The sequence below is a fragment of the Listeria booriae genome (genome assembly GCF_000766865.1).
Lineage (GTDB): Bacteria > Bacillota > Bacilli > Lactobacillales > Listeriaceae > Listeria_A > Listeria_A booriae.
The window spans coordinates 212,237-236,581 of record NZ_JNFA01000011.1; the positions used below are offsets into that span (position 1 = coordinate 212,237).

The 24,345-nt window shown below is 37.8% G+C and carries 29 protein-coding genes and 1 tRNA gene; 5 read left to right on the forward strand and 25 right to left on the reverse strand.

Going from position 1 to position 24,345, the window contains the following annotated elements:
• Positions 1 to 15: 15 nt before the first annotated feature.
• The 6 genes from EP57_RS04285 to EP57_RS04310 all read right to left on the reverse strand — a co-directional run bounded on the left by EP57_RS04285 (position 16) and on the right by EP57_RS04310 (position 3,822).
• Positions 16 to 1,452 (reverse strand): cell division protein FtsK, encoded by a 1,437-nt coding sequence (locus EP57_RS04285; RefSeq protein ID WP_036084507.1) that lies wholly within the window; start codon positions 1,450 to 1,452, stop codon positions 16 to 18.
• 16 nt (positions 1,453 to 1,468) lie between these two features.
• The gene (locus EP57_RS04290) at positions 1,469 to 1,873 is read right to left on the reverse strand and encodes a DUF961 family protein (RefSeq protein WP_036084508.1); all 405 of its coding nucleotides are present in this window, start codon (positions 1,871 to 1,873) and stop codon (positions 1,469 to 1,471) included.
• Between the two features lie 19 nt (positions 1,874 to 1,892).
• The gene (locus tag EP57_RS04295; protein ID WP_143812824.1) at positions 1,893 to 2,207 is read right to left on the reverse strand and encodes a DUF961 family protein; all 315 of its coding nucleotides are present in this window, start codon (positions 2,205 to 2,207) and stop codon (positions 1,893 to 1,895) included.
• A 65-nt stretch (positions 2,208 to 2,272) separates the two neighbouring features.
• Positions 2,273 to 2,776: an antirestriction protein ArdA gene (locus EP57_RS04300; protein WP_036084512.1), complete on the reverse strand. Its 504-nt coding sequence runs from the start codon at positions 2,774 to 2,776 to the stop codon at positions 2,273 to 2,275.
• Positions 2,777 to 2,782: 6 nt separating this feature from the next.
• The gene (locus EP57_RS04305) at positions 2,783 to 3,064 is read right to left on the reverse strand and encodes a hypothetical protein (RefSeq protein WP_036084513.1); all 282 of its coding nucleotides are present in this window, start codon (positions 3,062 to 3,064) and stop codon (positions 2,783 to 2,785) included.
• 47 nt (positions 3,065 to 3,111) lie between these two features.
• Positions 3,112 to 3,822, reverse strand: coding sequence for a hypothetical protein (locus EP57_RS04310; protein ID WP_036084515.1), 711 nt, complete (start codon positions 3,820 to 3,822; stop codon positions 3,112 to 3,114).
• Positions 3,823 to 4,272: 450 nt separating this feature from the next.
• Between EP57_RS04310 and EP57_RS04315 the strand changes: the two genes are divergently transcribed.
• Positions 4,273 to 4,533 carry a hypothetical protein gene (locus EP57_RS04315; RefSeq protein ID WP_036084517.1) on the forward strand — a complete coding sequence of 87 codons (261 nt, stop codon included), beginning with the start codon at positions 4,273 to 4,275 and terminating at the stop codon, positions 4,531 to 4,533.
• A gap of 600 nt (positions 4,534 to 5,133) precedes the next feature.
• Here EP57_RS04315 and EP57_RS04320 read toward each other — a convergent pair.
• Both EP57_RS04320 and EP57_RS04325 read right to left on the reverse strand, forming a co-directional pair.
• The gene (locus EP57_RS04320; RefSeq protein WP_036084524.1) at positions 5,134 to 5,373 is read right to left on the reverse strand and encodes a hypothetical protein; all 240 of its coding nucleotides are present in this window, start codon (positions 5,371 to 5,373) and stop codon (positions 5,134 to 5,136) included.
• Positions 5,351 to 5,560: a hypothetical protein gene (locus EP57_RS04325; RefSeq protein WP_036084527.1), complete on the reverse strand. Its 210-nt coding sequence runs from the start codon at positions 5,558 to 5,560 to the stop codon at positions 5,351 to 5,353. The genes EP57_RS04320 and EP57_RS04325 overlap by 23 nt, the downstream gene beginning before the upstream one ends.
• A 181-nt stretch (positions 5,561 to 5,741) precedes the next feature.
• On the opposite strand from EP57_RS04325, the gene EP57_RS04330 reads away from it, so the two are divergent.
• From EP57_RS04330 to EP57_RS04340, 3 genes are read left to right on the forward strand one after another with little or no spacing between them, the layout of a single operon-like run.
• Positions 5,742 to 6,080: a helix-turn-helix domain-containing protein gene (locus EP57_RS04330; RefSeq protein WP_036084530.1), complete on the forward strand. Its 339-nt coding sequence runs from the start codon at positions 5,742 to 5,744 to the stop codon at positions 6,078 to 6,080.
• 25 nt (positions 6,081 to 6,105) lie between these two features.
• Positions 6,106 to 6,618, forward strand: coding sequence for an ImmA/IrrE family metallo-endopeptidase (locus tag EP57_RS17340; protein WP_036084533.1), 513 nt, complete (start codon positions 6,106 to 6,108; stop codon positions 6,616 to 6,618).
• A 30-nt stretch (positions 6,619 to 6,648) separates the two neighbouring features.
• Positions 6,649 to 7,794, forward strand: coding sequence for a tyrosine-type recombinase/integrase (locus tag EP57_RS04340; protein ID WP_036084536.1), 1,146 nt, complete (start codon positions 6,649 to 6,651; stop codon positions 7,792 to 7,794).
• Positions 7,795 to 7,872: 78 nt separating this feature from the next.
• Here EP57_RS04340 and EP57_RS04345 read toward each other — a convergent pair.
• Positions 7,873 to 7,945, reverse strand: a tRNA-Lys gene (locus tag EP57_RS04345).
• Between the two features lie 89 nt (positions 7,946 to 8,034).
• Positions 8,035 to 9,831, reverse strand: a complete 1,797-nt coding sequence (locus EP57_RS04350) for a glycoside hydrolase family 2 protein (protein ID WP_036084537.1) — start codon at positions 9,829 to 9,831, stop codon at positions 8,035 to 8,037.
• 213 nt (positions 9,832 to 10,044) lie between these two features.
• On the opposite strand from EP57_RS04350, the gene EP57_RS04355 reads away from it, so the two are divergent.
• Positions 10,045 to 10,554 carry a GNAT family N-acetyltransferase gene (locus EP57_RS04355; RefSeq protein WP_036084541.1) on the forward strand — a complete coding sequence of 170 codons (510 nt, stop codon included), beginning with the start codon at positions 10,045 to 10,047 and terminating at the stop codon, positions 10,552 to 10,554.
• A 433-nt stretch (positions 10,555 to 10,987) separates the two neighbouring features.
• On the opposite strand, the gene EP57_RS04360 is transcribed toward EP57_RS04355, so the two are convergent.
• The 15 genes from EP57_RS04360 to EP57_RS17145 all read right to left on the reverse strand — a co-directional run bounded on the left by EP57_RS04360 (position 10,988) and on the right by EP57_RS17145 (position 24,339).
• Positions 10,988 to 12,277: an adenylosuccinate synthase gene (locus EP57_RS04360; protein ID WP_036084544.1), complete on the reverse strand. Its 1,290-nt coding sequence runs from the start codon at positions 12,275 to 12,277 to the stop codon at positions 10,988 to 10,990.
• A gap of 280 nt (positions 12,278 to 12,557) precedes the next feature.
• Entirely contained in the window at positions 12,558 to 13,127 is a 570-nt protein-coding gene (locus EP57_RS04365) for a suppressor of fused domain protein (protein ID WP_036084545.1), read from the reverse strand.
• Positions 13,128 to 13,174: 47 nt separating this feature from the next.
• Positions 13,175 to 13,663, reverse strand: a complete 489-nt coding sequence (locus tag EP57_RS04370; RefSeq protein ID WP_036084546.1) for an immunity protein YezG family protein — start codon at positions 13,661 to 13,663, stop codon at positions 13,175 to 13,177.
• A gap of 71 nt (positions 13,664 to 13,734) precedes the next feature.
• Positions 13,735 to 14,286 carry an Imm6 family immunity protein gene (locus EP57_RS04375; RefSeq protein WP_036084547.1) on the reverse strand — a complete coding sequence of 184 codons (552 nt, stop codon included), beginning with the start codon at positions 14,284 to 14,286 and terminating at the stop codon, positions 13,735 to 13,737.
• Between the two features lie 134 nt (positions 14,287 to 14,420).
• The gene (locus EP57_RS16925; RefSeq protein WP_159106413.1) at positions 14,421 to 14,558 is read right to left on the reverse strand and encodes a hypothetical protein; all 138 of its coding nucleotides are present in this window, start codon (positions 14,556 to 14,558) and stop codon (positions 14,421 to 14,423) included.
• A gap of 92 nt (positions 14,559 to 14,650) precedes the next feature.
• The gene (locus EP57_RS04380; protein WP_036084551.1) at positions 14,651 to 15,190 is read right to left on the reverse strand and encodes a T6SS immunity protein Tdi1 domain-containing protein; all 540 of its coding nucleotides are present in this window, start codon (positions 15,188 to 15,190) and stop codon (positions 14,651 to 14,653) included.
• 94 nt (positions 15,191 to 15,284) lie between these two features.
• Complete coding sequence (locus EP57_RS04385; protein ID WP_036084553.1) at positions 15,285 to 15,770, reverse strand: immunity protein YezG family protein; 486 nt, start codon at positions 15,768 to 15,770, stop codon at positions 15,285 to 15,287.
• A gap of 166 nt (positions 15,771 to 15,936) precedes the next feature.
• Positions 15,937 to 17,043, reverse strand: coding sequence for a hypothetical protein (locus EP57_RS04390; protein WP_036084555.1), 1,107 nt, complete (start codon positions 17,041 to 17,043; stop codon positions 15,937 to 15,939).
• Positions 17,044 to 17,064: 21 nt separating this feature from the next.
• Positions 17,065 to 18,423: a hypothetical protein gene (locus EP57_RS04395; protein ID WP_036084557.1), complete on the reverse strand. Its 1,359-nt coding sequence runs from the start codon at positions 18,421 to 18,423 to the stop codon at positions 17,065 to 17,067.
• A 487-nt stretch (positions 18,424 to 18,910) separates the two neighbouring features.
• Positions 18,911 to 19,621 carry a PoNe immunity protein domain-containing protein gene (locus tag EP57_RS04400; protein ID WP_036084560.1) on the reverse strand — a complete coding sequence of 237 codons (711 nt, stop codon included), beginning with the start codon at positions 19,619 to 19,621 and terminating at the stop codon, positions 18,911 to 18,913.
• Positions 19,622 to 19,932: 311 nt separating this feature from the next.
• Complete coding sequence (locus EP57_RS04405; RefSeq protein ID WP_241480704.1) at positions 19,933 to 20,382, reverse strand: SMI1/KNR4 family protein; 450 nt, start codon at positions 20,380 to 20,382, stop codon at positions 19,933 to 19,935.
• A 105-nt stretch (positions 20,383 to 20,487) separates the two neighbouring features.
• Positions 20,488 to 21,096, reverse strand: coding sequence for an immunity protein Imm33 domain-containing protein (locus EP57_RS04410; protein WP_036084563.1), 609 nt, complete (start codon positions 21,094 to 21,096; stop codon positions 20,488 to 20,490).
• A 24-nt stretch (positions 21,097 to 21,120) separates the two neighbouring features.
• Positions 21,121 to 21,660 (reverse strand): T6SS immunity protein Tdi1 domain-containing protein, encoded by a 540-nt coding sequence (locus tag EP57_RS04415; RefSeq protein ID WP_036084565.1) that lies wholly within the window; start codon positions 21,658 to 21,660, stop codon positions 21,121 to 21,123.
• Positions 21,661 to 22,126: 466 nt separating this feature from the next.
• Complete coding sequence (locus EP57_RS04420; protein ID WP_036084567.1) at positions 22,127 to 22,597, reverse strand: SMI1/KNR4 family protein; 471 nt, start codon at positions 22,595 to 22,597, stop codon at positions 22,127 to 22,129.
• Between the two features lie 20 nt (positions 22,598 to 22,617).
• Positions 22,618 to 24,339, reverse strand: coding sequence for an HNH endonuclease signature motif containing protein (locus EP57_RS17145; RefSeq protein WP_241480705.1), 1,722 nt, complete (start codon positions 24,337 to 24,339; stop codon positions 22,618 to 22,620).
• Between the last annotated feature and the right edge of the window lie 6 nt (positions 24,340 to 24,345).

The following is a 24,345-nucleotide window of genomic DNA, read 5'->3' on the forward strand; positions in this document are numbered from 1 at the left end:
TAACTTACATGAAAACTATGCAATGCTTTCAAACTCTGCTAAAAAATCATATTCTGGATTCACATAGGGACTATAAAACTCCGATATAACGCCTTTTCCAGCATCTACATAGCCAAATCCTTTGACCGTCTTAAAACCAAATTGTTTATCCACATCACCAAACATCATGCGATAACCAATCTCGGAGTTGCTTCCTAATGCCACACGGAAATTAAATTGGTCGCGAATACCACCGCCAAGGTATTCCGTGTCTGGTCGTTGCAAGCCAACAATTAAGAAAAAGCCTGCTTGTCGACCCAGCATGACTATCTGTTTCAAATTGGAAATATACTCACTTTTATCTCTCATATCTAGCATTTCAATAAAAGATGCTAATTCATCCATAATCAAGAATTGTGGACGTAAACCTAAAGCACGATAATTGTTCCCTGTTCGATAGTTTTCCATCTGTTTCATTTCTCCAGAACGAGCCAACATCTCTTCTTTGAACAACCTTGTTGCCATGAGTATCCCATTTTTTTGCGAATACACAGAAGGGAAAATGCCTTCTAAATCTGCCAAATCTGCATTCTTAGGGTCACAGATTTTCATGTCTTCTTTTTGACAAGCGCCGTTCAGCAAACCTTTAATAATCGACAGAATAAAAATCGATTTCCCTGCGCCTGTTCCACCCGAAATCAGCATGTGCGGCAATTTATCGAAATCCCAAATCACGCGTTTCATGAGTGGCAGCTTCCCTGCTTTTGATACCAAATCTTGAATCGTCAAACGATCCCGTGAAATACCATAAATGAACTGATAACAAATAAAGCCTTCCTCATCAATCACCTTATCCAAATCGCAATAGAGCGTTTTCTCTAGCGTTTTCGCAAACGTTAAAAAGGTATCTTGATATTTACGACCATCCAGCGGAAAACGAATACGGATTAACTTATCTTTCGTCACCTCATAATAGATTTTAGGAAAATAAGTAATCCGTTCTTTGGTAACTGTTTTGTGCGCATTCGCTTGATTACTTAAAGAAAAATCCCACATCTTTTCTTTCTCTTTTTGTACCATTTCCATGTCAAATAACCCACGGTCAATGATAAACGTAGCAATCATTTGCCGTTGCTTCATAAACAAATAGCGTTCAAAGAAGACTATCTTGCATAAAAATAGGCAGACAACTGCGAATATCACACTGCCGATGAGGATGTATAACATACGCATATATTGAATTGCTTGTAAATAGCGTTGCAACTCATCCCAACCATTCGCCGAAAAAGTAACCGAATGCCATGGAAATGGGTATGTTGGTAAGATTCGCACCACCCACAGCCCTAGAACAAAAGCTATAAAAAAAGCAGGGATAAACAAACTTATCCCCACTCGTCGTAGCAAATGGCGGCTGTCATAGCGAATCCGCGTACCACGATATTGATAGATGTGCTTCGCAATAAATGCTTTCATCCATTATTCCCCCATTTTATTTCTGTTTTCCTTCTTCCGGTTTCGCATTTTCAGGAGGTTTCGACTTGTTCCCCCCTGAAACTGGTATGATACTCCCAGCTTCAATTTTATAATTAACCATTAAATTACCTGCCACCGAGTAAGAAGTAAATGGTACAATCGCCACCCCGTCTAGCTTCACTTCTGTTAAATACGGCAGGTCTATACGGTCACTCGTTGGTGGTAAAAATACATTCAAAATATCATTCTGCGCTTCACTTTTAACGCCATAACGGTAGGCTTTAATCGCCCCTGTGTATTCCCCTTCGATAGCTTCCATTTGCTCGCCATCTTCACCTAAGAATAGTAATTTACCAAATGTTTTTTCCACATCAATTTTGTCACTTGTTAATGGATTTTGTTTGTTAATACGAATTGTCATTTTTCATTCCTCCTATTTTTTAAAGTGCTTCCAGTGTATCGACTTTAACGACCCAGTTAATAATACCGCCGCCATCGGATCGTTGTGCCAACCCTTCTACAACAGGATTTATCAATCGAACCGTTTGGTCGTGTTCCAGTGCTGGAACAACAGCATCTACTGGTACAAAAACATCTAAGCCACCTGCATGTTTTTGTCCATATAAAAAGTAGCAATGATGCGTTACCTTTCGATTTCGTCCTGTTCCCGTGGTCAAATCATTCATTTCTTTTCGACTACTAAAAGCCAATGTGCCAAATTCCGATTCTTTTAAACAAAAATTTTGTAATGTCATGTTTTCTCCTACTTTCTTTTTTGTAATGAAAAAAGGCACCACATATGTGACGCCTTTTCGTACTTCTATATTTGTAGAATCATACCGTCGCCCGTGTCATAGTAACAACCTTCTAATTCTAGCTCTCTACCAAGGGAATCGTAATCAATATGATTAGAAATGATATCGGGAAGACCTGTTAGATAACCATTTTCCGTCAAGAAATCATATGCAACATCTCCCATCGAGTTGCAGTCTTCATACGCATAGATTCTATCTAAGTCCTCCAGAACTTCTAATATATCTGTATACCAGCCTTCTTCGACTAGGTCTCCAGCATATTTCGCAATTGGATTATCGGATTCTCTATCTAGCGCTTCGGCGATAGCGTTCAGTCTATCCAGTGATTCATATTCTGTAATTTTAAATGGAGCTATAGCATCATGAATCGCAAATTCTTCATACTGTTCATTCAAGCCGATTTTCTCGGCGACTTCCGTTAAAGATACTGGTAGCGTGAACCATGCGCCTTGCGAAACACCTTCCGTATATTTACCAAGATTCACGATGTATACCTGTATATCTTCCATACATATTCACCAGCTTTCGTCTGCATAAATTTCATTATACGCTTCGATAAATTCTTCAAACTTATCTTCAAAAACCATAATTTCTAATGTACTATAATGCCAGCGAATTTGACCATCTGGCGTCTCCAAATAATACACATAGCTCGCTTTTACATCCCCTTGTATCGCATCCCACACAAATTTAAACAAACGAGCATCCTCGAATTTAGGCGCCAACCAATCATCTCGAAAACCTTCTGCAAATGCTTCGTAAGAAATGTGCTTCTCTTCTGGCTTTTTCTTGAACATACATACCACCACCATATACAAACTAAAATAACTTTTAAGTGCGTATATCACGCTAACCCATATTTTTGTAATTCTCGGTTATAATCTTCAATATAGCCTTCTAACCGTAAATCAACACAGGCTTGGAACAACGTCAAACACTCAGAAGTTGCATATGCGAACGCATCTTCGCCAGTTTCGTATGACATTAGTAAGGACTCATATAGAGCCGCTACATATGGTTTCTCTCGAGATAACAAATAAGGTTTAGGAATTGTTATTACTTCTGACGTAACCGTGCATTCATACACATACATATCAAAAAATCTTTCCTCAGAATAAAAAGAACGATGTATCGCTTCATCAAACAATGCTCCTCTTATATATGATTCTGCCTCTCTTCCTGCATCATATATAACATCGGACTCTGTTGGCTCTCGCCCACCTTCACGGATACGCTCCAAATATCTATACATGAGCCTTACCGCTTCTTTCTCTATGTCTCTGATATCTGTTTTTGACAAAGTCGGATAATCTCTTCTGAAATGATCACCAATATCTACTGCACACTCGTAAATCAAATCATCTATAAGAGCCATTTGCCACGCCTCCAATCCATAAAAATTAGCCTCTGTAAAATTACAAGGGCTATCTTGCTTTTTCTTATTATTTTTATTCAATCGTTTTATGATTGCATTGATATTCCAACAGCAATTGGTTATTAGTAGCCACTTCCATCTATTTATCATCGAAAAGCCCTTGTTTACGGAAAGTTCCATCTATATAGCTATTACTCCATTTCCTTTTCTAGTAAACTAGGCATAAAAAATAAGCTACTGCCATCAGTAACTCCATAACTTCAACTGGCTATTCATTTACAATAACAACTCGCTTCTAAACTTTCACACGTGGCTTCAATAAAGCTACTTTGTTCATCCCTACATTCTCACAACCAATATATCCATTTTTAAATAAATTCCCGGAAAAATCTTTTCACTTTACATGCAATACTTTTTATGATAACGTTAAAATGTCTAATTGTAATGCAATCAGATAATTTACATGTTATAGGACCTTGACAAGATAAATGTAATCATGGCATACCTTGCCTTACCGTCTACTACAAGCTCCTAATCCATTTAGGGGCTTTTTTAATTAGATACATAATAGGGTTTATAGGTGCATCCCTAACCCAAAAACCTAAATAACCATAAAGGAGGGTAACTTCTATGCAGCTTCTTGCAGATTTGTCCGTTTTTCCAAAACTAGCTTTCACTATACTAGTTCTAGGAAGTATAGGTTTTTTCTGTACTAAATACGGATTAAACCAGCTGTTCAGCTACGGAGGAAATATTTCATCCATAGGTTTCTCAGTTGTAGGCGCTACAGCGATGATAGCCACAATAATTATTATTGCAACAAATATCGCGGCTATCCTAACATGTATTACTCTAGGCATCCTAGCTTTCTTAGCATTTTCAAATAGCTAAGAAAAACACATTCAAAACTTATCCCCACGATAAGTTTTAAATAAATGAAGGAGCAGTGATTTATTCATTGTTCCTTTATTTATTTTCATTGAATGTTATTCGTAACACTCACAACATTATAAACGGTAGCGTTTATAATGTCAAGGTAAAATATGGTTTTAATTCCAGTTTCATCATGGATAATTTTGGTGCGTATTTTTATTGCAATTCATCTTATCGCTAGGTTCTGTCTCCATTACAGCGCTTATCAACCGCTCCCTATACTCATAGATTTTCGCGGTATATAGTAGGTTATATTATAACCATCAGATTGTTTTCACCAGCGCAATCTTGGCACACGCTCATTCCAGCCTGCTACAGTATCGTTTATCAAGTGGCAACTGCATTCACTCGAAATCGCACGTGACATTTCTAATCATTTGCGCTACAATAAAAGTGTCGAAGTTTTACTGAGCGTTCCTGATTTATCAGGGGCGTTTCTTTTTTTGTACAGCCATTTATCAACTATACAAATATGTAATTGTCAAAGAACAGCCCTGACAACATTTCTCGATTCTGTCATTTGGGTTGCCCTTGGTGGTCTACACTCACACCAAGCAATCATTGTAAAATTGCTGTCACATCACGGTGATATACCCCGTAATTCTTGCAGATACGTCGATAGGAGACTCCTTTTTGCAAAAGACTTTTAATTGTATCCTTAGAAAAAGGAAGCCCTAGTAAGTGGTCTATCGTCACACTACGCAATGCTATACTCATCCTAATATTCCAATCACCTTCCATTTTTCGAGCCAATGGAACAGCTTTTTTCATTAAATTATGCGTTTGCTCGTAATTCATGATGCTCTTCCTCCCCTAAATCAGTAAATCCATATACCTTTTTAAAATACAACTCGTTTACTTTGCCACTCTTCACTCGATAACCTTTCTGCACTAACTCTGCATTTAGTTTTCGAATAATATCATATGCACCAGAAACGCTAATCCCCATTAAACCTGCAACTTCTTTAGCGTTTAAAAATTTCATTTCTACACCTCCAATAATTCCAAAACCGTTTTATTTATTTATAATATACCATAAAGTTATATTATTGTAAAGAATAATATCAACTAAATATGCAAATAAGGTATAATAAAGCGCTGTCTATATTCCTATAATGAATTTTATTCTATAATAATAACATAAATGAATTTTAGGAGAATTAAAAATGAATACATTCGGCGATAGATTAAAATCATTACGTAAAAAAAATAAAATTACGCAATCGGAACTTGCTAAAAAATTAGGTATTTCCCAAGTTACAATTTCAAAATACGAAAACAACATTATTGAACCTGATAATGCCAATTTAACAGTGCTTGCTGAAACCTTCGATACCACTATAGATTATTTACTTGGACGAACAAACAACCCTACTTCTGGCGAAAGTGATAATGTATCAGTCCACTATTTTGAAAAAGAAAATTTAACAGATGAAGATATAGAATATATTGAAACCATGATAGAAGCTTTAAAAAGAAAAACTAGAGATAAGAATAACAAATAGATTCTACAACGAGGTGAATGGAGCTATGGGGATTAACTACGTTGGAAACTACCTTGAACAAAAAGCTTCTCAATATTTGAAAACACTAGGCATTCACAAACCAAGCGATATAAACATAGAACAAATATGTGCATTAGAAAACTTAGATTATCGCTTAGGGAACGCCTCCAGCTATATTGTTGTGAATGAGTACCGTCTCATTACCATCAACAAGCATAAGTCTTCGAAGCAACAAAATTTCGAGTTCTTACATGAATTAAGCCATAATCACTTTGAACATCACATATACCTAACACAATGCAGTAATTTCGAACAAGAAGCTTGCCATTTTTCATTATATTTAGCCATACCAATTCATATGTTCCGATTTATCAATTTTGAATCAGATAATCTAATTCAGGAAGTCAGTGACATGTTCAATATTCCAGAAGAAATAGCATATCAGCGTCTCCAGAATATTTTCGATAACTATAATTATTACAATATTTTTTTTACCTCCAAAAAGAACGTATGTTCTAATCGTTTTTATACAAACTGATATTTAAAGTACTACAAGGAGATGAACAGCATGCCCATCAAAAAAGTGGCTAAACACAACTATCAAATAACTGCCAGCTTAGGATTCGATCCTATCACAGGAAAACACCGACGCAAACGCATCTCAAATATAAGAACCAAAGCGGAAGCTGAGCAAATCTATACCGATTTAAAGAACAGATATAAAAACAATGACTTTCCAACTTCAACTAATATCGCATTTTCAGAGCTTAGTAAAATGTACTTTACTGACTATACATTCAATCAAAAACCCACCTATGTCAATACACAAGAAGGTTATTCAAAAAATCATCTAGTTCCTTTCTTTAAAAACACTAATATTACCAAAATATCTCCTACAGAAGTGAGGGCATTTCAGAAAGATTTAATTGATAAAGGAACTCTCTCAAATAACAGTATAAACAAGCATCTCATTTTACTAAAAAAGATATTCGATGTCGCAATCGAAAAAAAATATATCACTAGTAACCCTTGCATTAACATAAAGAAATTAAAGGTCGAAAAAAAGAAAATGAAGTTTTGGACGCTCGAACAATTTAAAATATTTATAGATGCAACTAGGGAAGCATATGAAGAAACGAAAGATGCTCACCCCGAAAATTTCGTGTTTATCATATACTACTATACGCAGTATTTAACAGGTCTTAGAGCTGGAGAGTCGACAGCATTATTGTGGGAAGATAATGATTATACTAAACAGGAATTCGACATAAACAAAACAGAAAGTAGAATTCATGGCAAACACGTAACTACTGCACCAAAGACAAAGGCTGGGATACGTCGCGTTACTTATAATAAAAAATATAAAGAACTTCTTTTAGAGTGGGAGAAAATACAAAAAGAGCTACTAGCTTCGTACGGGATTTCAGTCGATAGCAAAACTCATATTTTCCAATACAATGATAAAATACCTGATAGAGATAATTTCAGCACAAAAAAAATAAACAAACTGTGTACTAGAACTAATCTAACACCCATTCGTTTACATGATTTCAGACACTCACACGTCGCTCTATTGATTAATAATAAAGAAGAACTAACAGCCATAAAAGAACGTATGGGACATGCTAGTATTACAACAACAATTGATACCTACGGACACCTCTTTCCTAATAAGCAAAAGAGCATGTCAGATAACATCGACAACCTTTTTTAAATCACACTTGCAATTTTTTGCAATTTCACAAACAAAAAAGAGCCTTCATAAACGGTGAAAACCGTTAAGGCTCTAAGATGGGTTGTGAGGGTTTCGAACCCCCGACCCGCTGATTAAGAGTCAGCTGCTCTACCAACTGAGCTAACAACCCGATGTGATAAAATGTTTTTATCGACAAGATTCATTCTAGCACTTTCGTTGCTGCTTGGCAAACATTTCACACATCTTATTGTATATTTTTTATTCGACGATTTGGTTGAAATATTGGTCGTTTATTGCGCGGATTTTGCTTAAATCGCATTTGGGCTCGCGGTCGTATGTTAGCAGACCGTTGATTTCTACTTCGACGTCGGTTAGTTGGGTGTAGCAGTAGCCGTGCAGTGCTTTGGAGCTGTATACGGCATCCATGATTCGTGCATAATCGGCGATGAATTCTTCCGCGTTTTTGACGGATGTGTAGCCCCAGCCTGTTTGTTCACCGGTTTGATAGCCTACTCCGCCGAATTCTGTTAGTAAAATCGGGGTGTTTTGATGTTCGAAGCCTGCTGCGTAAATGGCTCTTAGTGTGGATTGGGATTTTAGGATGGCTTCTTTGGTGTGGATTGTTGCGCTGAAATCTGCATATTTTTTTGGTTCGTCTTCGCGGCCATGGGAATAATTATGCACGGCGCAAATATCGGTCTCAGTCATTTCCCAGCCGTCGTTTGAGATGACTAGGCGCGTCTTGTCTAGTGAGTGAATTAGGTGATACATCGCTTGGGTGTGGTGTTGTTGTTCGCGGTTATTATGAATGTTTGGCACGCCCCAGCTTTCGTTAATTGGCACCCAGGTCACGATGCTTGGATGGTTATAGTCGCGTTCGATAATTTCTAGCCATTCGCGGGTTAGTCGTGTCGCAGCGTCTTCTGTGTAAACTGGTGCTGCCGCGCATTCGCCCCAGACTAGAAATCCCAATGTGTCTGCCCAATACAAGAATCGTGGGTCTTCTACTTTTTGATGTTTGCGGCAGCCGTTGAAACCCATTTCTTTGGCTAGTTCGATGTCGTGGCGCAATGCTTCGTCAGACGGCGCGGTTAACAGTCCTTCTCGCCAGTAGCCTTGGTCGAGCACCAGTTTTTGATAGTATGGGCGGTTGTTTAGATAGACCATTCCAGCCTCGGTGTGGACTTTTCGCATGCCAAAATAGGAGGAAACTTGATCGTAAATGGCAGAATCATCTTCAAGGCAAAATTGGATTTGGAATAGGTTCGGATTTTCTGGTGTCCAATTCCAGCCATCGTTATGGTTTGGTGAGCGGAAAATGTGTTTTTGGTAAACCGCGACATCGCGTTGGAGGTGGTTTTCTGTTAGTGTCACGGTGTCTTCGGCGATGAGTGTTTTGTCAAAATGAATCACGTATCGTAAGCGCTTACCTTTTGTGCCTCCTGCGAAAATTAAATCTAATTCGACCATACCTGTATCAACGTTAGGCGTCATGCGGAGTTTGTCGATATGTATCGCGTCCACGATTTCCAGCCAAACGGTTTGCCAAATTCCAGTTGTGTTTGTGTACCAAATCGCATCGGGTTCCGGCGTCCAACTTTGCTTGCCACGCGGAATCGTTTCGTCGTCTTGGGGATCGTACACGCGGACAACCAAATTCACGGACTCCTTCGCAGCAACAAATGGCGTAATATCAAGCGTGAACGAGGTATGCCCGCCTTCATGTTCGCCAACTTTTTGCCCATTTACAAAGACGCTTGCTTGGTAATCTACCGCTCCAAAATGCAGTTTTACTTCTTTGCCGGCCAATTCGTTGTCCAGCGTGAATTCGCGACGATACCAAACAATATTGTGGTGGGTCTGATCGTTGATACCGCTGAGTTCTGTTTGGTAGGCGAATGGTACTTCGATTTCGTGTGGGAACTCGGCGTCTTCGCGAAACCAGCCTTCTCGCAAGCCAATGTTTTCATCATCAAAGGCAAATTCCCATTTTCCGTTTAAGTTAAGCCAGTTTTCTCGTACAAATTGCGGTCGTGGATATTCTTTTCTTAACATTTATATCGCTCCTCTCGAAAATAAGAAACGCTTACATAAACTTAATGGTTAATCAATAGAAAGCGCTATCTTAAATGAATTATACAAAATAATGAACCATAATGTCAAGCATGCGCTTTTTGATAAACTTTAAAGTAAATCAAGTTATTTATGCACTTAGTTGCTATTTGGAAATGGATGATTTATGCTCGAAGAAATAGGAGGGGAAGTAGGATGAAATTTCCGATACTGTACACGGAGCGGCTTACGTTGCGAGAAATGACTAATGATGACTGCGATTCGATTTTTGCATTGCGTTCGAACGAGAGCGTTGCTGCGTTTCAAGAGCGGCCATTGCAGGGAAATCTGGAGGAAGCACTGGCTTTTATTGAGAAAATTAATGCGGGAGTGGCGAATAATGCTTGGATTTTCTGGGCTTTGACTTTGAAGGAAACGGATGAGTTTATTGGAACGATCTGTCTTTGGAATTATTCTGAAAATCTTACGCGAGCGGATTTAGGGTATGAGTTGATGCCTGATTCGCAGGGATTTGGGTATATGCAGGAGGCGCTGGAGGCTGTATTGGCGTATGGTTTTGAGGAGACGGATTTGCTTTTGATTGATGCTGTGACGCATAAAGAGAATTTGGCGTCTTTGAGGTTGTTGAAAAGATTTGATTTTGCGCTGAATCCTGATTTTGAAAATGGGATGGAGATTATGTATACGCGAAAAAAGAGAAGTTAGGGGGTGAGTCCTGAACTTCTCTTTGTTGTGGCTCTTACGAAGCGTTTTTAGCTGAGTTAGAGCCTCAATATGAGTGCGAATAGCGTGAGCATTCGTTCCTTTGGTTGCGTCTTGTTTTGCGTCTCCGAATCTAGCCTCACGGGCTAGCTCCTCGAAAACTTCACGCCCTCCATAAAAATCAAAAGAGGATTTTTACTGCGGCCGCTCCAGTTTTTGTTGTGGCTCTTATGAAGCGTCTTTCACTGAGTTAGAGCCTCAATATGAGTGCGAACAACGTGAGCATTCGTTCCTTGGGTTGCGTCATGTTTCGCGTCTCCGAATCCAGCCTCACGGGCTAGCTCCTCGAAAACTTCACGCCCTCCGCAAAAAGCAAGAGCGGCTTTTTACTGCGGCCGCTCCAGTTTTTGTCGGAGCTGGACGAGCCCGTTCGGCTTTATAGGCGCCACACACTCTTAACCACATGTGTCTGTGAGCGGTCTGGTCCTACGGAGAACATGGAGACTTGGACGCCGGTTAGCTGGGCGATGCGTTCCATGTAGTGGCGGGCGTTTGCTGGTAGGTCGTCTAAGGATTTTACTTCTGTGATGTCTTCTGTCCAGCCTGGTAGTTCTTCGTAAACTGGTTCACAACGGGCTAATTCTTTTAGGCTCGCTGGGAATTCTTCGACTACTTTGCCATCTAATTTGTAGGCTACGCAAACTTGCAATTTCTCAATGCCTGTTAATACGTCAAGCAGTGTCAAGGAAAGGTCTGTTAAACCACTTACACGGCGGGCATGGCGTACAACAACACTGTCGAACCAACCTACACGGCGCGGACGGCCTGTCGTTGTTCCATATTCGCGGCCAACTTCACGGATTCTGTCGCCGATTTCATTATCTAATTCTGTCGGGAACGGGCCATCACCAACACGCGTTGTATAAGCTTTCGCCACACCAACAACATGGTTAATTTTCGACGGACCAACACCGCTACCAATCGTTACACCACCAGCAATCGGGTTACTCGACGTTACGAAAGGATACGTACCTTGGTCAATATCCAACATAACCCCTTGCGCACCTTCAAAAAGAACACGTTTGCCATCATCAAGCGCGTCATTTAAAACAACGGCTGTATCGCAAACATATTGTTTGAACTGCTGGCCATACTCGTAATACTCTTCAAGAATATCCTCAATTTTAAAACCTTCAAGCTCGTAAAAACGCTCTAATAAACGGTTTTTCTCTTGTAAATTATGTTCTAATTTCTCTTTGAATGTCTCTTTGTCTAAAAGATCAACAATGCGGATTCCCACACGGGCAGCTTTATCCATGTACGCAGGGCCGATTCCTTTTTTCGTTGTACCGATTTTGTTTGCGCCTTTGCGCTCTTCGTCAGCTTCATCAATGCGAATGTGGTACGGCAAAATCACGTGCGCACGGTTAGAAATACGCAAGTTGCTAGTGTCCACATCTCTGTCATGCAAGTATTTAAGCTCGGTTACAAGCGCCTTAGGGTCAATAACCATACCATTTCCGATTACACTAATCTTCTCTTTGTAAAAAATACCCGATGGAATTAAGTGCAACTTGTACGTTTCCCCATCAAACTTAATCGTATGACCCGCATTATTACCACCTTGGTAACGCGCGATTGCCTCTGCATTCTCCGAAAGGAAATCTGTAATCTTTCCTTTTCCTTCATCGCCCCACTGTGTTCCTACAACAACAACTGAAGACATCTAAACACCTCATTTAATTGATCTTTTAAGTACGGAATCCCATACTTTTTCCACTCTTAATTGTACCGTTTGTCATTTCAATAGTCAATCAATTATCGAACGATTTGTGAAAAGATGTTCTAGATTGTTCGTTTATATGATGGGTATGGTGGGATTGGGAGAAAAAGAGCGTAAAATGTTGTCTAAATTGAAGGATGACACAATTTGATTCCTATAACATAAATGATGAGGCTTAACGAATATGTTTATTCTTATTGGAAGTTGAAAGCAGACCAGATCATTACAGCATGGATTTCCTATTTATATCGAAAATGTCTATTTGCTCCTCTTCAAATAAACTCTCCAGTGCATCACTTCCATTGTCATTAAGATATTCAAGTTCAGATTCAGAAATTGGAATTAGTAGTAACCAAGTGATCACTTTACTTTCCGTCTCAATGTTAGTTAGGTTCTCCCATAAGAAGGGTGAAGTAAGTAATACATGTTTCATTTCAGTATCCTTGTAATATTCGTCTATAACATTGGGATATACAGTTCCTGGTCTGCATAGAAAATTATCATTCATAATATTGAATGCGCAACTGCTAACTATATTGGGAAATTTAGTGAAGTTATTACCGTAAACTCCAATAAATTCTGTTCTTAACTCTTTACCAGTTCCCAATACCAGACCTATGGAACTTTCAGATAATCCTATCGTTGCACAGGTTGTAACTCCCAGCTGGGGTTTATTTTCAGCCATAAAAATATCAATTGCTGATGCTTCATTTGCATCTCTGTACTTAATGACCTTAGGTTGTCCACCCACATTTTCTAATATATGTTTAGCAATTTGTTGGTTGTCTTGCATCAAGGCAATCTTCTCCTATGTTTTTAGTCGAATGCTACAAATTCTTATTAAGCATTTATTTTTTCATATTCGCTCATCGCATCGACTAATTTTTTATTATTTTCATTTAAGTCTAACGCGTTCAATTGCTTGAATTGAAAATATTTCATTCTATCTGATGGACCAAAATTTGATTTATTCCAATCTAAGTAATCAAAATGTATTTTTATTTTTCTATTTTCATCTACACTTAAAGTAACCGAAAACCAAGGCTCCATTTCATTTTCTATAAATTCACTTTGTAAATCAATAGCTAAATCAAATAATTCATCCTCAGAATTATCAAAGCTTGATTTCTCTACACCATATACTTCAGGTATGAAATAGCTATATACATATTCTTGCTTGTTAGAGGGTTGGAAGAAGAAATAAACTCCCCCATCCCCATCCTGTATCTCTGCATGGAAATGAAACTCTTTCCATTCCACTGGAATCATGTCATTAATTTTCTGCGCTATTTTTTGATATATTTGGTTTAATTCTGTTTCAAAGCTCATATTTATTCCTCCTAAATGGTATTCATCTATAAGCTTCTTATTCTGCTCCTATTCTTGCTTGGATCAAGTAGCTACATACTTGGATAACACTTTTTTTCATGTTTATCTGATGACTTGCTATCGCAAATACCCACTAACTCTAAGATTTCAGCCCTATTAATTCTCTCAACAGCATCAATTTCCATTAAATAAGTTAATACTTTATTTATAATAATTCGTGAATGTTCACAAACATTTTGAAAGTTATTAAAAAATTCTTCCACGATCCTTATGTCTGCTGCTTCTATAGTCGCTGGTAAATACTCGTCAGCCTGAGAAGCATATGCCTCTTTAAGAATAAGCACCATCGCGTTAGCTATGCAAATCCATACTTTTAATTTTCGTGCATCATCTTCTGACTGCATGACGGTTAAAATACCTGTATCGTCCAGATTCTCTAAGAACCAATATAAGCTGTCCGGATCTATTGTTTTATCTACTAACCTATCCCAACAAGCGTTCAAAGCCTGCCGAGCAATGGAAAAATCTTCGAAATCAGACAACTGTACACTAATATGTTCTGATAGCGCTAATAACAATAATGCCTGCTCACTTGAGCAAATATCCTCAACTTTTTCAATCATTTTTATTCACCCTCACGCTAATCTATGTATTTCCCACGCTCTATTATATCAATGACATTTGTTTGCTCCCCATCAAATAAACTCTGCTCCAAGAATAATTTAGTTTATTTGAATCAGTAACTACTTTACATACCTTAATAATTAATGAATCCATCTCCACTGCCTTGTTTCCAGTATTCTATAAACTCATCAATAACGTACTTCTTCATTTGGTCAATACTTATATTTTCAATTACCTCACCTGTAGGTTGATGAAATTCTGTTTTTTTCATAAATACTCCTTTGTATCCTAGTGTTGATACAGGTTATGCAAAAACCGGACTATAGAAATATTATCCAACAATCCGGTTTAAACAACAATTTGCTATTCTAATTTGCCCATGAACTGAGTAATTAAGTATATATGCTCCTTCAACTTAGCCTTTTGTAAGTTGTCTACTTTCTCAGGTCCACCTAAGCCGAGCAATGGTGTGTAAGCAAAACACTCATCAAAATCTGGCTCGCCATATACTTTAATTGCTTCTTCATATGAACCCCAATCAAGTGCCTTTTCTAAAAAATAATCGTCCACTGCATTTTTAAAGAAGAACTTGAATTTACCAGCTGCAACTTCAACCTCCCCTTTGCGATATTTGAGTTGTAAAACGTAACCATCTTCCCACACAAGAATATCTCCCATCCCAGTTGTTAAAATAGGAATTGCTTTTTCAAAACGAATATAACTCTCTTCTAATATTTCCAAGTAATCATTAGGATTTATTACTCTTAAATATCCATTTGAAAAGCTACCAATACCCGAATCTTTCCACACCGAGAGTAATTCTTCGGGTATTTTGCCTTCATATCCACTTATTACTTCTTGTGGCATAGATAAAACTTTTTTAAAATCTGGTAAATTTATCATAATGTCTGACCTCCTGCGCTAAGCTCTTACGGAATAAATGTATTTTTGATTATTAAAAATAGACTCTGCACCGCGTACTTCAAGTCTATTTGGATTAAATAGGATTGGATGGATATTCTGCTAAATATTTTTCAATGACTTGTTGCAATTTCATGTCTTGTGGCTTTTCATCTAAATACTTATACTTCCAAATTGTCATCTGGTCGCTAAAACTATATTCTGTATCAAACCAATTAGTATAATCAAAATGCATTTTAAATTTGCCGTTTTTTTGTAAACTCATCGTAAAAGAGTACCAAGGTTCTTGATCATTTTCTTTGAAAATCGCCTGTAATTTTTTTGCCAATTTATATAGCTCATATTCATTCTTATCATGTTCTGCTTTATTTATATTATATAGTTTAGTTAGTTCTAAACTATATACATAGTCCTCATACTGTTCTGATTTGTAATAAAAATAGACTCCACCACCTGTATCTGAAATCTGCGCATACAAATGTATTATTTCCCAAGGCTCGGGAATCATTTTATTTACTAATTCCGCTATTTTCTTATATTGACTATTTAATTCTCTTTCCATTAAATTAACCTCCAGCTATATTTTCTATAAATTTAACTGTCCCTAAATTGAGTAACCTATATTAAAGGCATCTTATTTCAAGACTATATTCTCTTTGCTATGTAAGAAATGATAAGCTACTACAAATTTTAGTACCTTATCATTTCATTTTGTATTTGCACTGGTTTTAAGCCTTCGCTAATATTTTTTCTATAAAATCATAGAATGCTTGACTAAAGTTATGTTCTTTGATTAATTCATCTTCATTTCCCATAAAATAGGTTGTCATTTCAGTGAGACATTCATCTTTCGGAATAGTTACATGTGCATTTGGAAAATGTTTTTTACTTACTTGCCAAACATAATTATCTGCAATCTCTTTGAAATCTTTGTTTTTTCTCAATATGCTGGCTAATATTACAAAATCAAAATGTGCCATATAATTATCCAATGACTTCTTGACAGCCTTGGATACTTCATCATTTTGTTTAAGATATTTTAATCCATTTTGATATATAGATACAGTTTCCTTAGATGTAGTAGAAAATTCTTCCTGTTTGAAATAGGAATCCAAAATCTCATGTAGCCTTAGATTTACTAAACTTGAGTAGAAGCTAACGAGAGAATTATGAGCAGATTCTTCAAACTGAGTTCCTTTTTCATCTTTTACTGCCTGGATAAAATATATTTCAGCATCTTGTAAAGATCTGTAGTTCGGTGTATTTCTCCGCCTATAATCATCGCTACTTAGTGTACTCTCAATAAACCTTCCATAATTCAGTGCTGCCATAGATTGATGTTTTGTAGTAGCTACCTCAAACAAATCAACAATCCTTCCCACTATATTTTCGAATTCAGAATCATTTATACCATACCAAGTTGTGTAAATATTCGCCAAACTTGATTCTGCATTTTTTTGACCTTGCTCTACGCATTTTTCACTGGCATTTATCCATTTATTGAACCACTTATCCTGCTTCACTGCTGTATTATACTTCCCTTTTTGCACATAGTAATAAGCCAAAGTATCTGAGTAATCCTTTTCAGCATTCTCTACACCGTCTTGAACTGCATTGTTAAGAATCCTCTCTCCCTCTTCAGCATCACCTGTTACTATGAGAAAACGTCCTAACATTCCCGGTGTTATATGTTTTGCTTCCACAGCTTGGGCAATGTTTTCTTTATATTTTTTTAGCTCACTTGGACTCGCCGCTTCCCAATCTTCCACTGTTCCGTATAGATTTTTGGCACTATTATAATTAATTCCACCCAGTATTTTTTTAAAAAAACTCATGTCTGCACACCTCACTATTCATCATTTCCCTAGTATTTCAATACCTCTTATGCCTTTGGGAATATTGAGTTTACTGTATATATCATTCCAGAATTCTTCTGGAATACCATCCTTCATCAATCGTATAGTTGTCCCTTCTGCAAGGCCTTTTAAGTGCTTGCTTTGTTCATTTGATAGTACGTTTATCCGTAACGAATTGTCATCATTGAATTGAACAACTTTTTTAATGAATTTATCTACAGTTGCTTGATCATCAATATCTATGTCTATCCCATTGTGCCATTCTCTAATCCCAATCCCCGTATAAGCCCCATCTCCCACACCATGTGGCAATTGGAAATCATAGTACTTATTAATGATAGCCAATTGTTCTTCGGTAAAGCCACCACCTAGTTTCGATGACAGGTCTTTCAGACGATTTCGCTGAGTACCATACAAATCATTAAAATCCGAGGTGTCGAAATAATCGTGCCAGCCTTTGCCTAGGCTGGATTCGTCAATTGCTGCGGCTACTCGGCGGACGTTGAATTTGCTGATGACTTTGGATGCGATGAGGCCAATGCCTTTTTCTCCTCCGATTAGTGTCATGCCTAGTAGTGGGTTTTTGATGGTTGTTACGGCTAGGTCGATTTTTCCCGCTATATTTTCTGCGTTGCCTGCGAGTTTGAGTGTGCTTGCGAGTGTTGAGCCTTCTTTTAGGCTTGTTCCTAGTTTTGTCACGAGGGCTCCTGCTCCGAACGATAGGCTTGAGGCGATGAAATCTACGCCTAGCCATACTTTGTCTTCAGTGTCTAGTATATCTCCTGTAATCATGTTTGTGCCGCCTGTGATTCCGACGACGGCTTTCGTGCCTAAATAAGCGAGCGCGGGGGCTGCTAACAGGAGGGAAGCGCCACCTGTGACAAATGCGGAGGCTACTAAGGCCACGCCTACCACGACGCTTAAACCGATGTCTACCCATTTTAGCCAGCCCGCATTGTTTTCATGCCAGGTTGACTTTAGTTCTTCAAATTCGCCTAGTTGGGTTGGATAGAATGCGCGGACTAAGTCGTCGTTGCTCATTCCTTTTAATTCTTTGATGGTGTCTTTGTCTGTAATTTCGCCATTTTCCATGAGTTGATTGATTAGTTTTACGCGTTCGTCGTAGAGTATTTTAGCTGCATGGATAGGTGTGTCACTCGAGTTCAGTATTTGATCTAAGGTGTATTTGCTTTGTGTCGTGTAGGTCGAAGTCATCCCAGAATAAGTATCAGTGATGGTGTGTGTTTGGTCAAATGTGAGTTTGTTTGTTTTGTAGGTATTGTTCCCCTCATTGACATTATCGAGTGTTTTTACTGCGTCATTCATTGCTTGGGTAATCTTTCCGTCAATGTTTTGCATGACTTCTTTGTGTATACGACCAGCTAAAGTGACGAGTTCGTTGGCGTGTTCGTATTTCTTTTTTAAGCCGCTTTTCCTTTGCTTGATAAAATTACTAACAATAAATCAGCACGGAAAGAGTTGATTTTAGATAATGAACCACAAATTGATTATTAACATCATATGTACTTAATAAACTTCAACAAGCATCTAAACGCCTAGTACCCATCTCCAATTCAAATAAGCTAGCTACATTATTTAAATACACTGCACATAATCGCTTGGAGCTCAATTCCTAAATAATTTTGAATTACGACTATATTTTCCAAACTTCCTATCTCATCTGCAAACTGCTATGGTATTTTTCTTATCTTGTTTAATTGTTTAACTTAGCTATGCTAAAGGGCTACAAAAGATTATTTACAGCCCTTCAAACAACCAATATCAAATTGAACTCTCTGGGTATTCCAAAAAATATTTATCAATGATTTAATGAAAAATTTTTATATTACTTGTAATTAACCATGTCATATGGGTAGTAAGGGGAATTTTGTAAGCTAGAATCGTCTAGTTTCAGTATCTTTACTAGCGCTCCACTTTCGTAGCACCAATATCCGTTATATGTGTCATTCTTTCCTTTATGCGAGTCATACCAAGATATATCATCATGCCCCGCATACCATAAATCGTTCAAATACTGAGACAGCTTATCTAAAGCACTATCTTTATCTGGCTCATTTATAACTCTATAAAGTTCACCATACGGTTCTGGGAAGACGAAAGTTTCTGAACTACTTGACCACTCTTTATCCCAACAACTAAGTAAATAGTCAACTAAATAATCTTCAAGAGCGTCACCTTTCACTAGGTTTTCTAATTCTTTAACATATTTTATTTCTATGTCCAACATGATTCCAATCGAAATCATCCATAGCAACCGGACATATCCACTCTCTTTATTCCATACTTTTGTCATTATTTCGACTAGACTTGGATATAATTTTTTTATTTCCTCAATTTCCGCTCCCATTGAATATAGGCAATTGAGCTTGTTGAAATATGATGTTTGAATAATTATATATGCTCTTCTTAAACCTTCATCATCTTCTCCACGCTCTTCCCTCACCTTGTTCGCCATCATTTTGTATTTTTCAATTTTACGGTCCTCATTCTCTAAGTATGCTTTAAAATATGTTTTTTGCTTGATCTTATCTCTCATAATTTTGTCTCCTTGCTAGAAATTTACCTAGACAATTTTTACGCTTAAAACTAAGCAGAACCCCTCCAAAATTCATGTCAAAGGGGGGAGTTACCAAATTAAATTCTGCAAACTCCTTATGACTTCATACCAAATAGTTGGCTCAACTGAATTTTTACAATGCTATGAATCATCAGCAAGTAGCCTTGCCCTATACAATCAGATCCAGTATCCGTCCCGCACTTTCAAACAAAGTCTGTTTCCCATCTAAATTAAGCAAAGAACTGTGAACTGATTTAGTCCACAGCACCTCATTTTAACTTTGCATTGCCTCAGTCGTGCATCTTTTCTAAAAAAGCAGTAAAAGTGGTTGCTATACCTGTTAGATGTTCTCTTGCCAAATCCTCAACTTGCTCAGCGCTTAAACCTGCTTCATGCATCAAAGTCTCTTTTGCCTCAGTATTCTCATGGTTCCAGTAAACTACAGTTGGGCTGATTCCATTGTTATTGTAGTCAAAACAAATAAGATTTCCCGCTGGATCAAAAGCAAAAGGAATAACATCTGCAGGTACAGTGGGTTTATAATCATCAAAAACGTCTAAAATGAACTCATCACTATCCTTGTCAAAAGACAATAATGTACCAAAAACCTTCTCAGCGCCTGTCTCTAATTCAAATAATTCTGGTTCTAAACTAGCTCCATTATTTATTTGGACACACTCAACATAATCGTTTGGGAACTTAATTCCTAAATACTCTTGAATTGCGATTATACCTTCCAAACTTACTACTTCATCTGCAAATTGCTATTCTACTTTTCCCATCTTATTTATCTCCTTATGATTGTTTCGTTAACTCATCTCTTCTATGGGCTATAAAAAGATTATTTATTTTGTGCTAAGCCATATATCATTATCCTCAGCATCCAAAACTGCTTTGATTTCATCATTATTAAAAATAACCATATACTCAAAAGGTAACGCAAGAACCTTAATCAATTCTGGTCTGATTTTTAATAACTGATAAGCATAAAAAGCTTCTAACTCATCAGTATCATCTACTTCATTGACCGCCCCACTATACCAGCCAGAGTCTCCTTTTTCTTGCCCATCACTACGCTGTAAGTATATATCGGATTTCTGGAGAATATTCTTGGCTACAACTACCTTATCACTGAATTTGATTGTCTCACCATCTACGTTCACTTTTCGCAAAAAATGAGATTGTTGCAACTGAATCCATAAAGCCACTGTGAGATCGGTTGTCTCATCTTCAAATGGGTTGGTACTGAAATTAGGCACAGTGAGCTGAAAGGAGTCACCCGCTCCTCTTATAAAATAAACAGCCCAACCAATTTGAATGGAATAGCCATCGATTATATTGCTAGTCTCAATATTTGACAAAAATTTATAAAGTAAATCAACTTGCGGTTTAAGTTTTGCTTCAGCTTTAACAGCTACACTCTTACCATTGATACTTCTTTTAAACTGCTTCATCCATAGCCCGCTCCCTTTACCAACTTATTGAATTGGCCCCATAAATTCAGTAATAATCATTATATGTTCTTTTAGCTTAACTTTTTTTAGATTATCTACTTTTTCAGCCCCACCTAATCCTAAAAGTGGAGTATACCCAAAACACTCTTCTTGTTTTAATGACCCGTGCTTTTCTACAGCCGAAAAATACTGAGTGGAATCTAATTCTTCTTCAACAAATTCCTCATCCTCTAAATCTGAGAAAAAATATTTAAAAGATATACCTTTTAATTGGCTTTTTCTATACTTAATTAGCATCAAGTATTTATTCTCTTCCCATGTTATAATATCGCCTAATCCAGTTGTAAATATTGGTATCGCTACATCATTTCTGAAATATGATTCTTCTAAAACTTGCCTATAATCATTTGGGTTGACAACTTTTATATATCCATTAAAAAAACTACCAAATCCATGTAGCCTCCAAATATCTATTATTTCTTTTGGAAGACTGTCTTCATATTCTCTAATGATTTCTTGACTAGCAGATTCAACTGCTTTGAAGTCTGAAAAAATATTGTCCATCTGCCTCATTCCTTTGAAAATCAATGTGTTCTAACATTTAGATAGGTTCTGCTTAGTTGATTGGGAGTCATATTTTTGGCACATTTCAAGTTCACTTCGCCCTCTCGCGCAGTGTTTGTTTCCTTAAACCAAGTAAATTGCTAGCAATCAATTGTCACAAATAGAGTTTCTATAACAAAGAGGCGCACAAATTGAATGTTAAAATCATATGTACTCACCTAGCTTTAATAAACACATAGGTAGCTATTCTTATGTAGCGAGACTTATTCAAATCTAGTATACAGAGAGAGCCATAATACCTATATCGATAGCTCTCTCTATTTTTTTACATCTATTCAAATCTTTGCTATAGGGACTCTAACTATTCTTAAGCCATAGACTCCACTCTTTATTCCCATACTGCTAAAAATGGGGCAACATTTAGCCAATATATCAATTAATTTATATAGCTACTGTTTGATAATTTTTATCTTAATAAGTTCAAGAAAGTAGTAAAACTATCACACAAAAAATATGTGACGGGATCTAAATCTCCTGACTCTTCATGATTCCACACGCACACAGTAGGTTCTTCAGTACTATCTCTATAATCTAAACATACAAAATCCCCTGCAAATAATACAGCTATCGGCAACAATTCAGTACCAACCAAATCCTCATCTGTAACAATACGCTCATCTAATTGAGTTTTAACAACACCGATATCATAATATTCATTTTCATTGTTTCCAGTAACCTGTAGAATACATAGAAAACGATCTACTGTATACTCATGTTTATTACACAAAAAGCTATCTTTGATTGGTGAGGATCCATTGTACTTTTTTATAAATTCCTTATATGCGATGGGTAACTTTACTCGCCATTTGCGTTCTCTATCCAATAAAAGTGTTTCTTCTGGTAAAGGGGTGATAATCGTTCCCTCTCTAATGTCCATTTTTACTCCTCCTAAATATATTATCTTGGTGCATCTGCCCACATTCCTGTTGTTCTTCCTCCATTATGTGGTGTAATATTGTGTATACCAAACGGAATTAGTTCCATCTTTCCTGGTGTCTCAGTGTGATGCCATGTTCTTCCCGATCTTGTTCCTCCAATTTTTTTATCTAGCCATCTAAATTGTTCCTTATCAGATAATTTCCAGAGTGATTCAGGTAAATCAACTGTCTCTTCAACCACACCTGCTTCAGCAAAATCAGCAAATCCATATCTCATTCCATCCGATTTATGAACTTTCACATCAGGAATATGCCCTTTACCTATTGCCATTTCTTTTATTTTTCTTCTTTGTGAAGCAGATAAGCTGTCTCCACCTGGTATTGTATCATCCCAAGACCAAGGCTTATTGGACTCCACAGCCTCTTTGTATATTTTAGCATAGTCACCTAGAACATCTTCAAACTTCTTAGATCCCTCAATAAATTTACTGATATCCTTAATATTTGCTCCCCCGATGCCTTTGGCAAGAGTCTCAAATCTATGCACATTTTCTGCCGTATTATGAGCTATATGTAAGCTACCAGTTGTATCTTGTAACACAGCAATTCTTCTTGGGTTAAGGTTTCTTCCCCCAGCCTCCAAGACATCTAGTATTTTACCTGTCTGTACAGCGCCATTCTTCATCTGTGTTTTCATTGAGGTCGAGGTTATATTGGCAACATCCTTCAACACCTTCGGCACATTCCTTATCCGCTCTGCACTCTCACGCAACGCTTGTTTGCCCATCGCGTCCAAGTTGGATAGTCCTTGTTTTGCGGTCTGTTTCAATGTTAGCTTACTTCCTGCTTGTACGGCATCCAGTGCTACGCCGCCAGCTTTGGTTGCTGTGCTGAATGCGTGTAAGCCTTTTACGCCCGGAATAATGTCTAGCAACGCAAAAGCGCCTCGGGTCGCGCGTTCTCCGGCGTCCATTTCTCGTCCTGTTAGCCAGTCTTTTCCGGTCGCTGCGCTACTCAATTCTAGTGTACCATATGCTATGCCGAGTGCCAATCCTGCGGGTGGGCAGACGATGCTGGTTGCGATGATGACGACGGCAATGCCGATGTCTCGCCAGAATTCGATGTTTTGTTGGCCGTCTCGAATGGATTCGTATTCGAACGCTCGGGAACTGGATACCGCGGATTGGTACTGTTCGTATGTGAATTCTTGGTCGGGATTTTGTTTGCTGTATTCGGCGAATTGGGCTTTCAAGTTTGTTGCGAAGAAGTTGTCGCCTGCCATGATGTCGCTCAGTTTGATGCTGTCTTTTGGTACTTCCGTCGTCGTTTGTCCGTAGCCATAACCGTATGCGCCTGTGGATACGATGGTCGTGGCACCGATGGTATTTTTTGTTTCGTAATCGTCAATGGATAGGTCGCGCATTTTTTCGGCGAATTTGTCGATGTCTTTGTAGAATGGTTCGTCAATGACGCGTTCGACCATACTGCCTGCGTCGCTTGCGTAGTCGTGCAGCACTTCGATTTTTTCGAATAGTTGTTGGTATTTGCTTTCTCTGTCCGTAAAACTAAATGAGATAACGCCGTCGCGGTCGTCTTTACGGATATCATTCTGGGCGTCTTCGAAGTTTCGATTGATGTCTTTTAAATAGTCTGTGACGCCTTTTCCCCAACCGAGGCCGATCAGGGTTTTTAGGGCATTTTTGGACTTGTCCCATGAATTGTTGCTGTATTTCACATCCATCTGTTG

Coding starts and splice junctions, on each gene's coding strand:
- EP57_RS04285 (WP_036084507.1), bottom strand. CDS start 1,452: ATGAAAGCATTTATTGCGAAGCACATCTATCAATATCGTGGTACGCGG.
- EP57_RS04290 (WP_036084508.1), bottom strand. CDS start 1,873: ATGACAATTCGTATTAACAAACAAAATCCATTAACAAGTGACAAAATT.
- EP57_RS04295 (WP_143812824.1), bottom strand. CDS start 2,207: ATGACATTACAAAATTTTTGTTTAAAAGAATCGGAATTTGGCACATTG.
- EP57_RS04300 (WP_036084512.1), bottom strand. CDS start 2,776: ATGGAAGATATACAGGTATACATCGTGAATCTTGGTAAATATACGGAA.
- EP57_RS04305 (WP_036084513.1), bottom strand. CDS start 3,064: ATGTTCAAGAAAAAGCCAGAAGAGAAGCACATTTCTTACGAAGCATTT.
- EP57_RS04310 (WP_036084515.1), bottom strand. CDS start 3,822: ATGGAACTTTCCGTAAACAAGGGCTTTTCGATGATAAATAGATGGAAG.
- EP57_RS04315 (WP_036084517.1), top strand. CDS start 4,273: ATGCAGCTTCTTGCAGATTTGTCCGTTTTTCCAAAACTAGCTTTCACT.
- EP57_RS04320 (WP_036084524.1), bottom strand. CDS start 5,373: ATGAATTACGAGCAAACGCATAATTTAATGAAAAAAGCTGTTCCATTG.
- EP57_RS04325 (WP_036084527.1), bottom strand. CDS start 5,560: ATGAAATTTTTAAACGCTAAAGAAGTTGCAGGTTTAATGGGGATTAGC.
- EP57_RS04330 (WP_036084530.1), top strand. CDS start 5,742: ATGAATACATTCGGCGATAGATTAAAATCATTACGTAAAAAAAATAAA.
- EP57_RS17340 (WP_036084533.1), top strand. CDS start 6,106: ATGGGGATTAACTACGTTGGAAACTACCTTGAACAAAAAGCTTCTCAA.
- EP57_RS04340 (WP_036084536.1), top strand. CDS start 6,649: ATGCCCATCAAAAAAGTGGCTAAACACAACTATCAAATAACTGCCAGC.
- EP57_RS04350 (WP_036084537.1), bottom strand. CDS start 9,831: ATGTTAAGAAAAGAATATCCACGACCGCAATTTGTACGAGAAAACTGG.
- EP57_RS04355 (WP_036084541.1), top strand. CDS start 10,045: ATGAAATTTCCGATACTGTACACGGAGCGGCTTACGTTGCGAGAAATG.
- EP57_RS04360 (WP_036084544.1), bottom strand. CDS start 12,277: ATGTCTTCAGTTGTTGTTGTAGGAACACAGTGGGGCGATGAAGGAAAA.
- EP57_RS04365 (WP_036084545.1), bottom strand. CDS start 13,127: ATGCAAGACAACCAACAAATTGCTAAACATATATTAGAAAATGTGGGT.
- EP57_RS04370 (WP_036084546.1), bottom strand. CDS start 13,663: ATGAGCTTTGAAACAGAATTAAACCAAATATATCAAAAAATAGCGCAG.
- EP57_RS04375 (WP_036084547.1), bottom strand. CDS start 14,286: ATGATTGAAAAAGTTGAGGATATTTGCTCAAGTGAGCAGGCATTATTG.
- EP57_RS16925 (WP_159106413.1), bottom strand. CDS start 14,558: ATGAAAAAAACAGAATTTCATCAACCTACAGGTGAGGTAATTGAAAAT.
- EP57_RS04380 (WP_036084551.1), bottom strand. CDS start 15,190: ATGATAAATTTACCAGATTTTAAAAAAGTTTTATCTATGCCACAAGAA.
- EP57_RS04385 (WP_036084553.1), bottom strand. CDS start 15,770: ATGGAAAGAGAATTAAATAGTCAATATAAGAAAATAGCGGAATTAGTA.
- EP57_RS04390 (WP_036084555.1), bottom strand. CDS start 17,043: ATGAGTTTTTTTAAAAAAATACTGGGTGGAATTAATTATAATAGTGCC.
- EP57_RS04395 (WP_036084557.1), bottom strand. CDS start 18,423: ATGCAAAACATTGACGGAAAGATTACCCAAGCAATGAATGACGCAGTA.
- EP57_RS04400 (WP_036084560.1), bottom strand. CDS start 19,621: ATGAGAGATAAGATCAAGCAAAAAACATATTTTAAAGCATACTTAGAG.
- EP57_RS04410 (WP_036084563.1), bottom strand. CDS start 21,096: ATGAAGCAGTTTAAAAGAAGTATCAATGGTAAGAGTGTAGCTGTTAAA.
- EP57_RS04415 (WP_036084565.1), bottom strand. CDS start 21,660: ATGGACAATATTTTTTCAGACTTCAAAGCAGTTGAATCTGCTAGTCAA.
- EP57_RS04420 (WP_036084567.1), bottom strand. CDS start 22,597: ATGGACATTAGAGAGGGAACGATTATCACCCCTTTACCAGAAGAAACA.
- EP57_RS17145 (WP_241480705.1), bottom strand. CDS start 24,339: ATGGATGTGAAATACAGCAACAATTCATGGGACAAGTCCAAAAATGCC.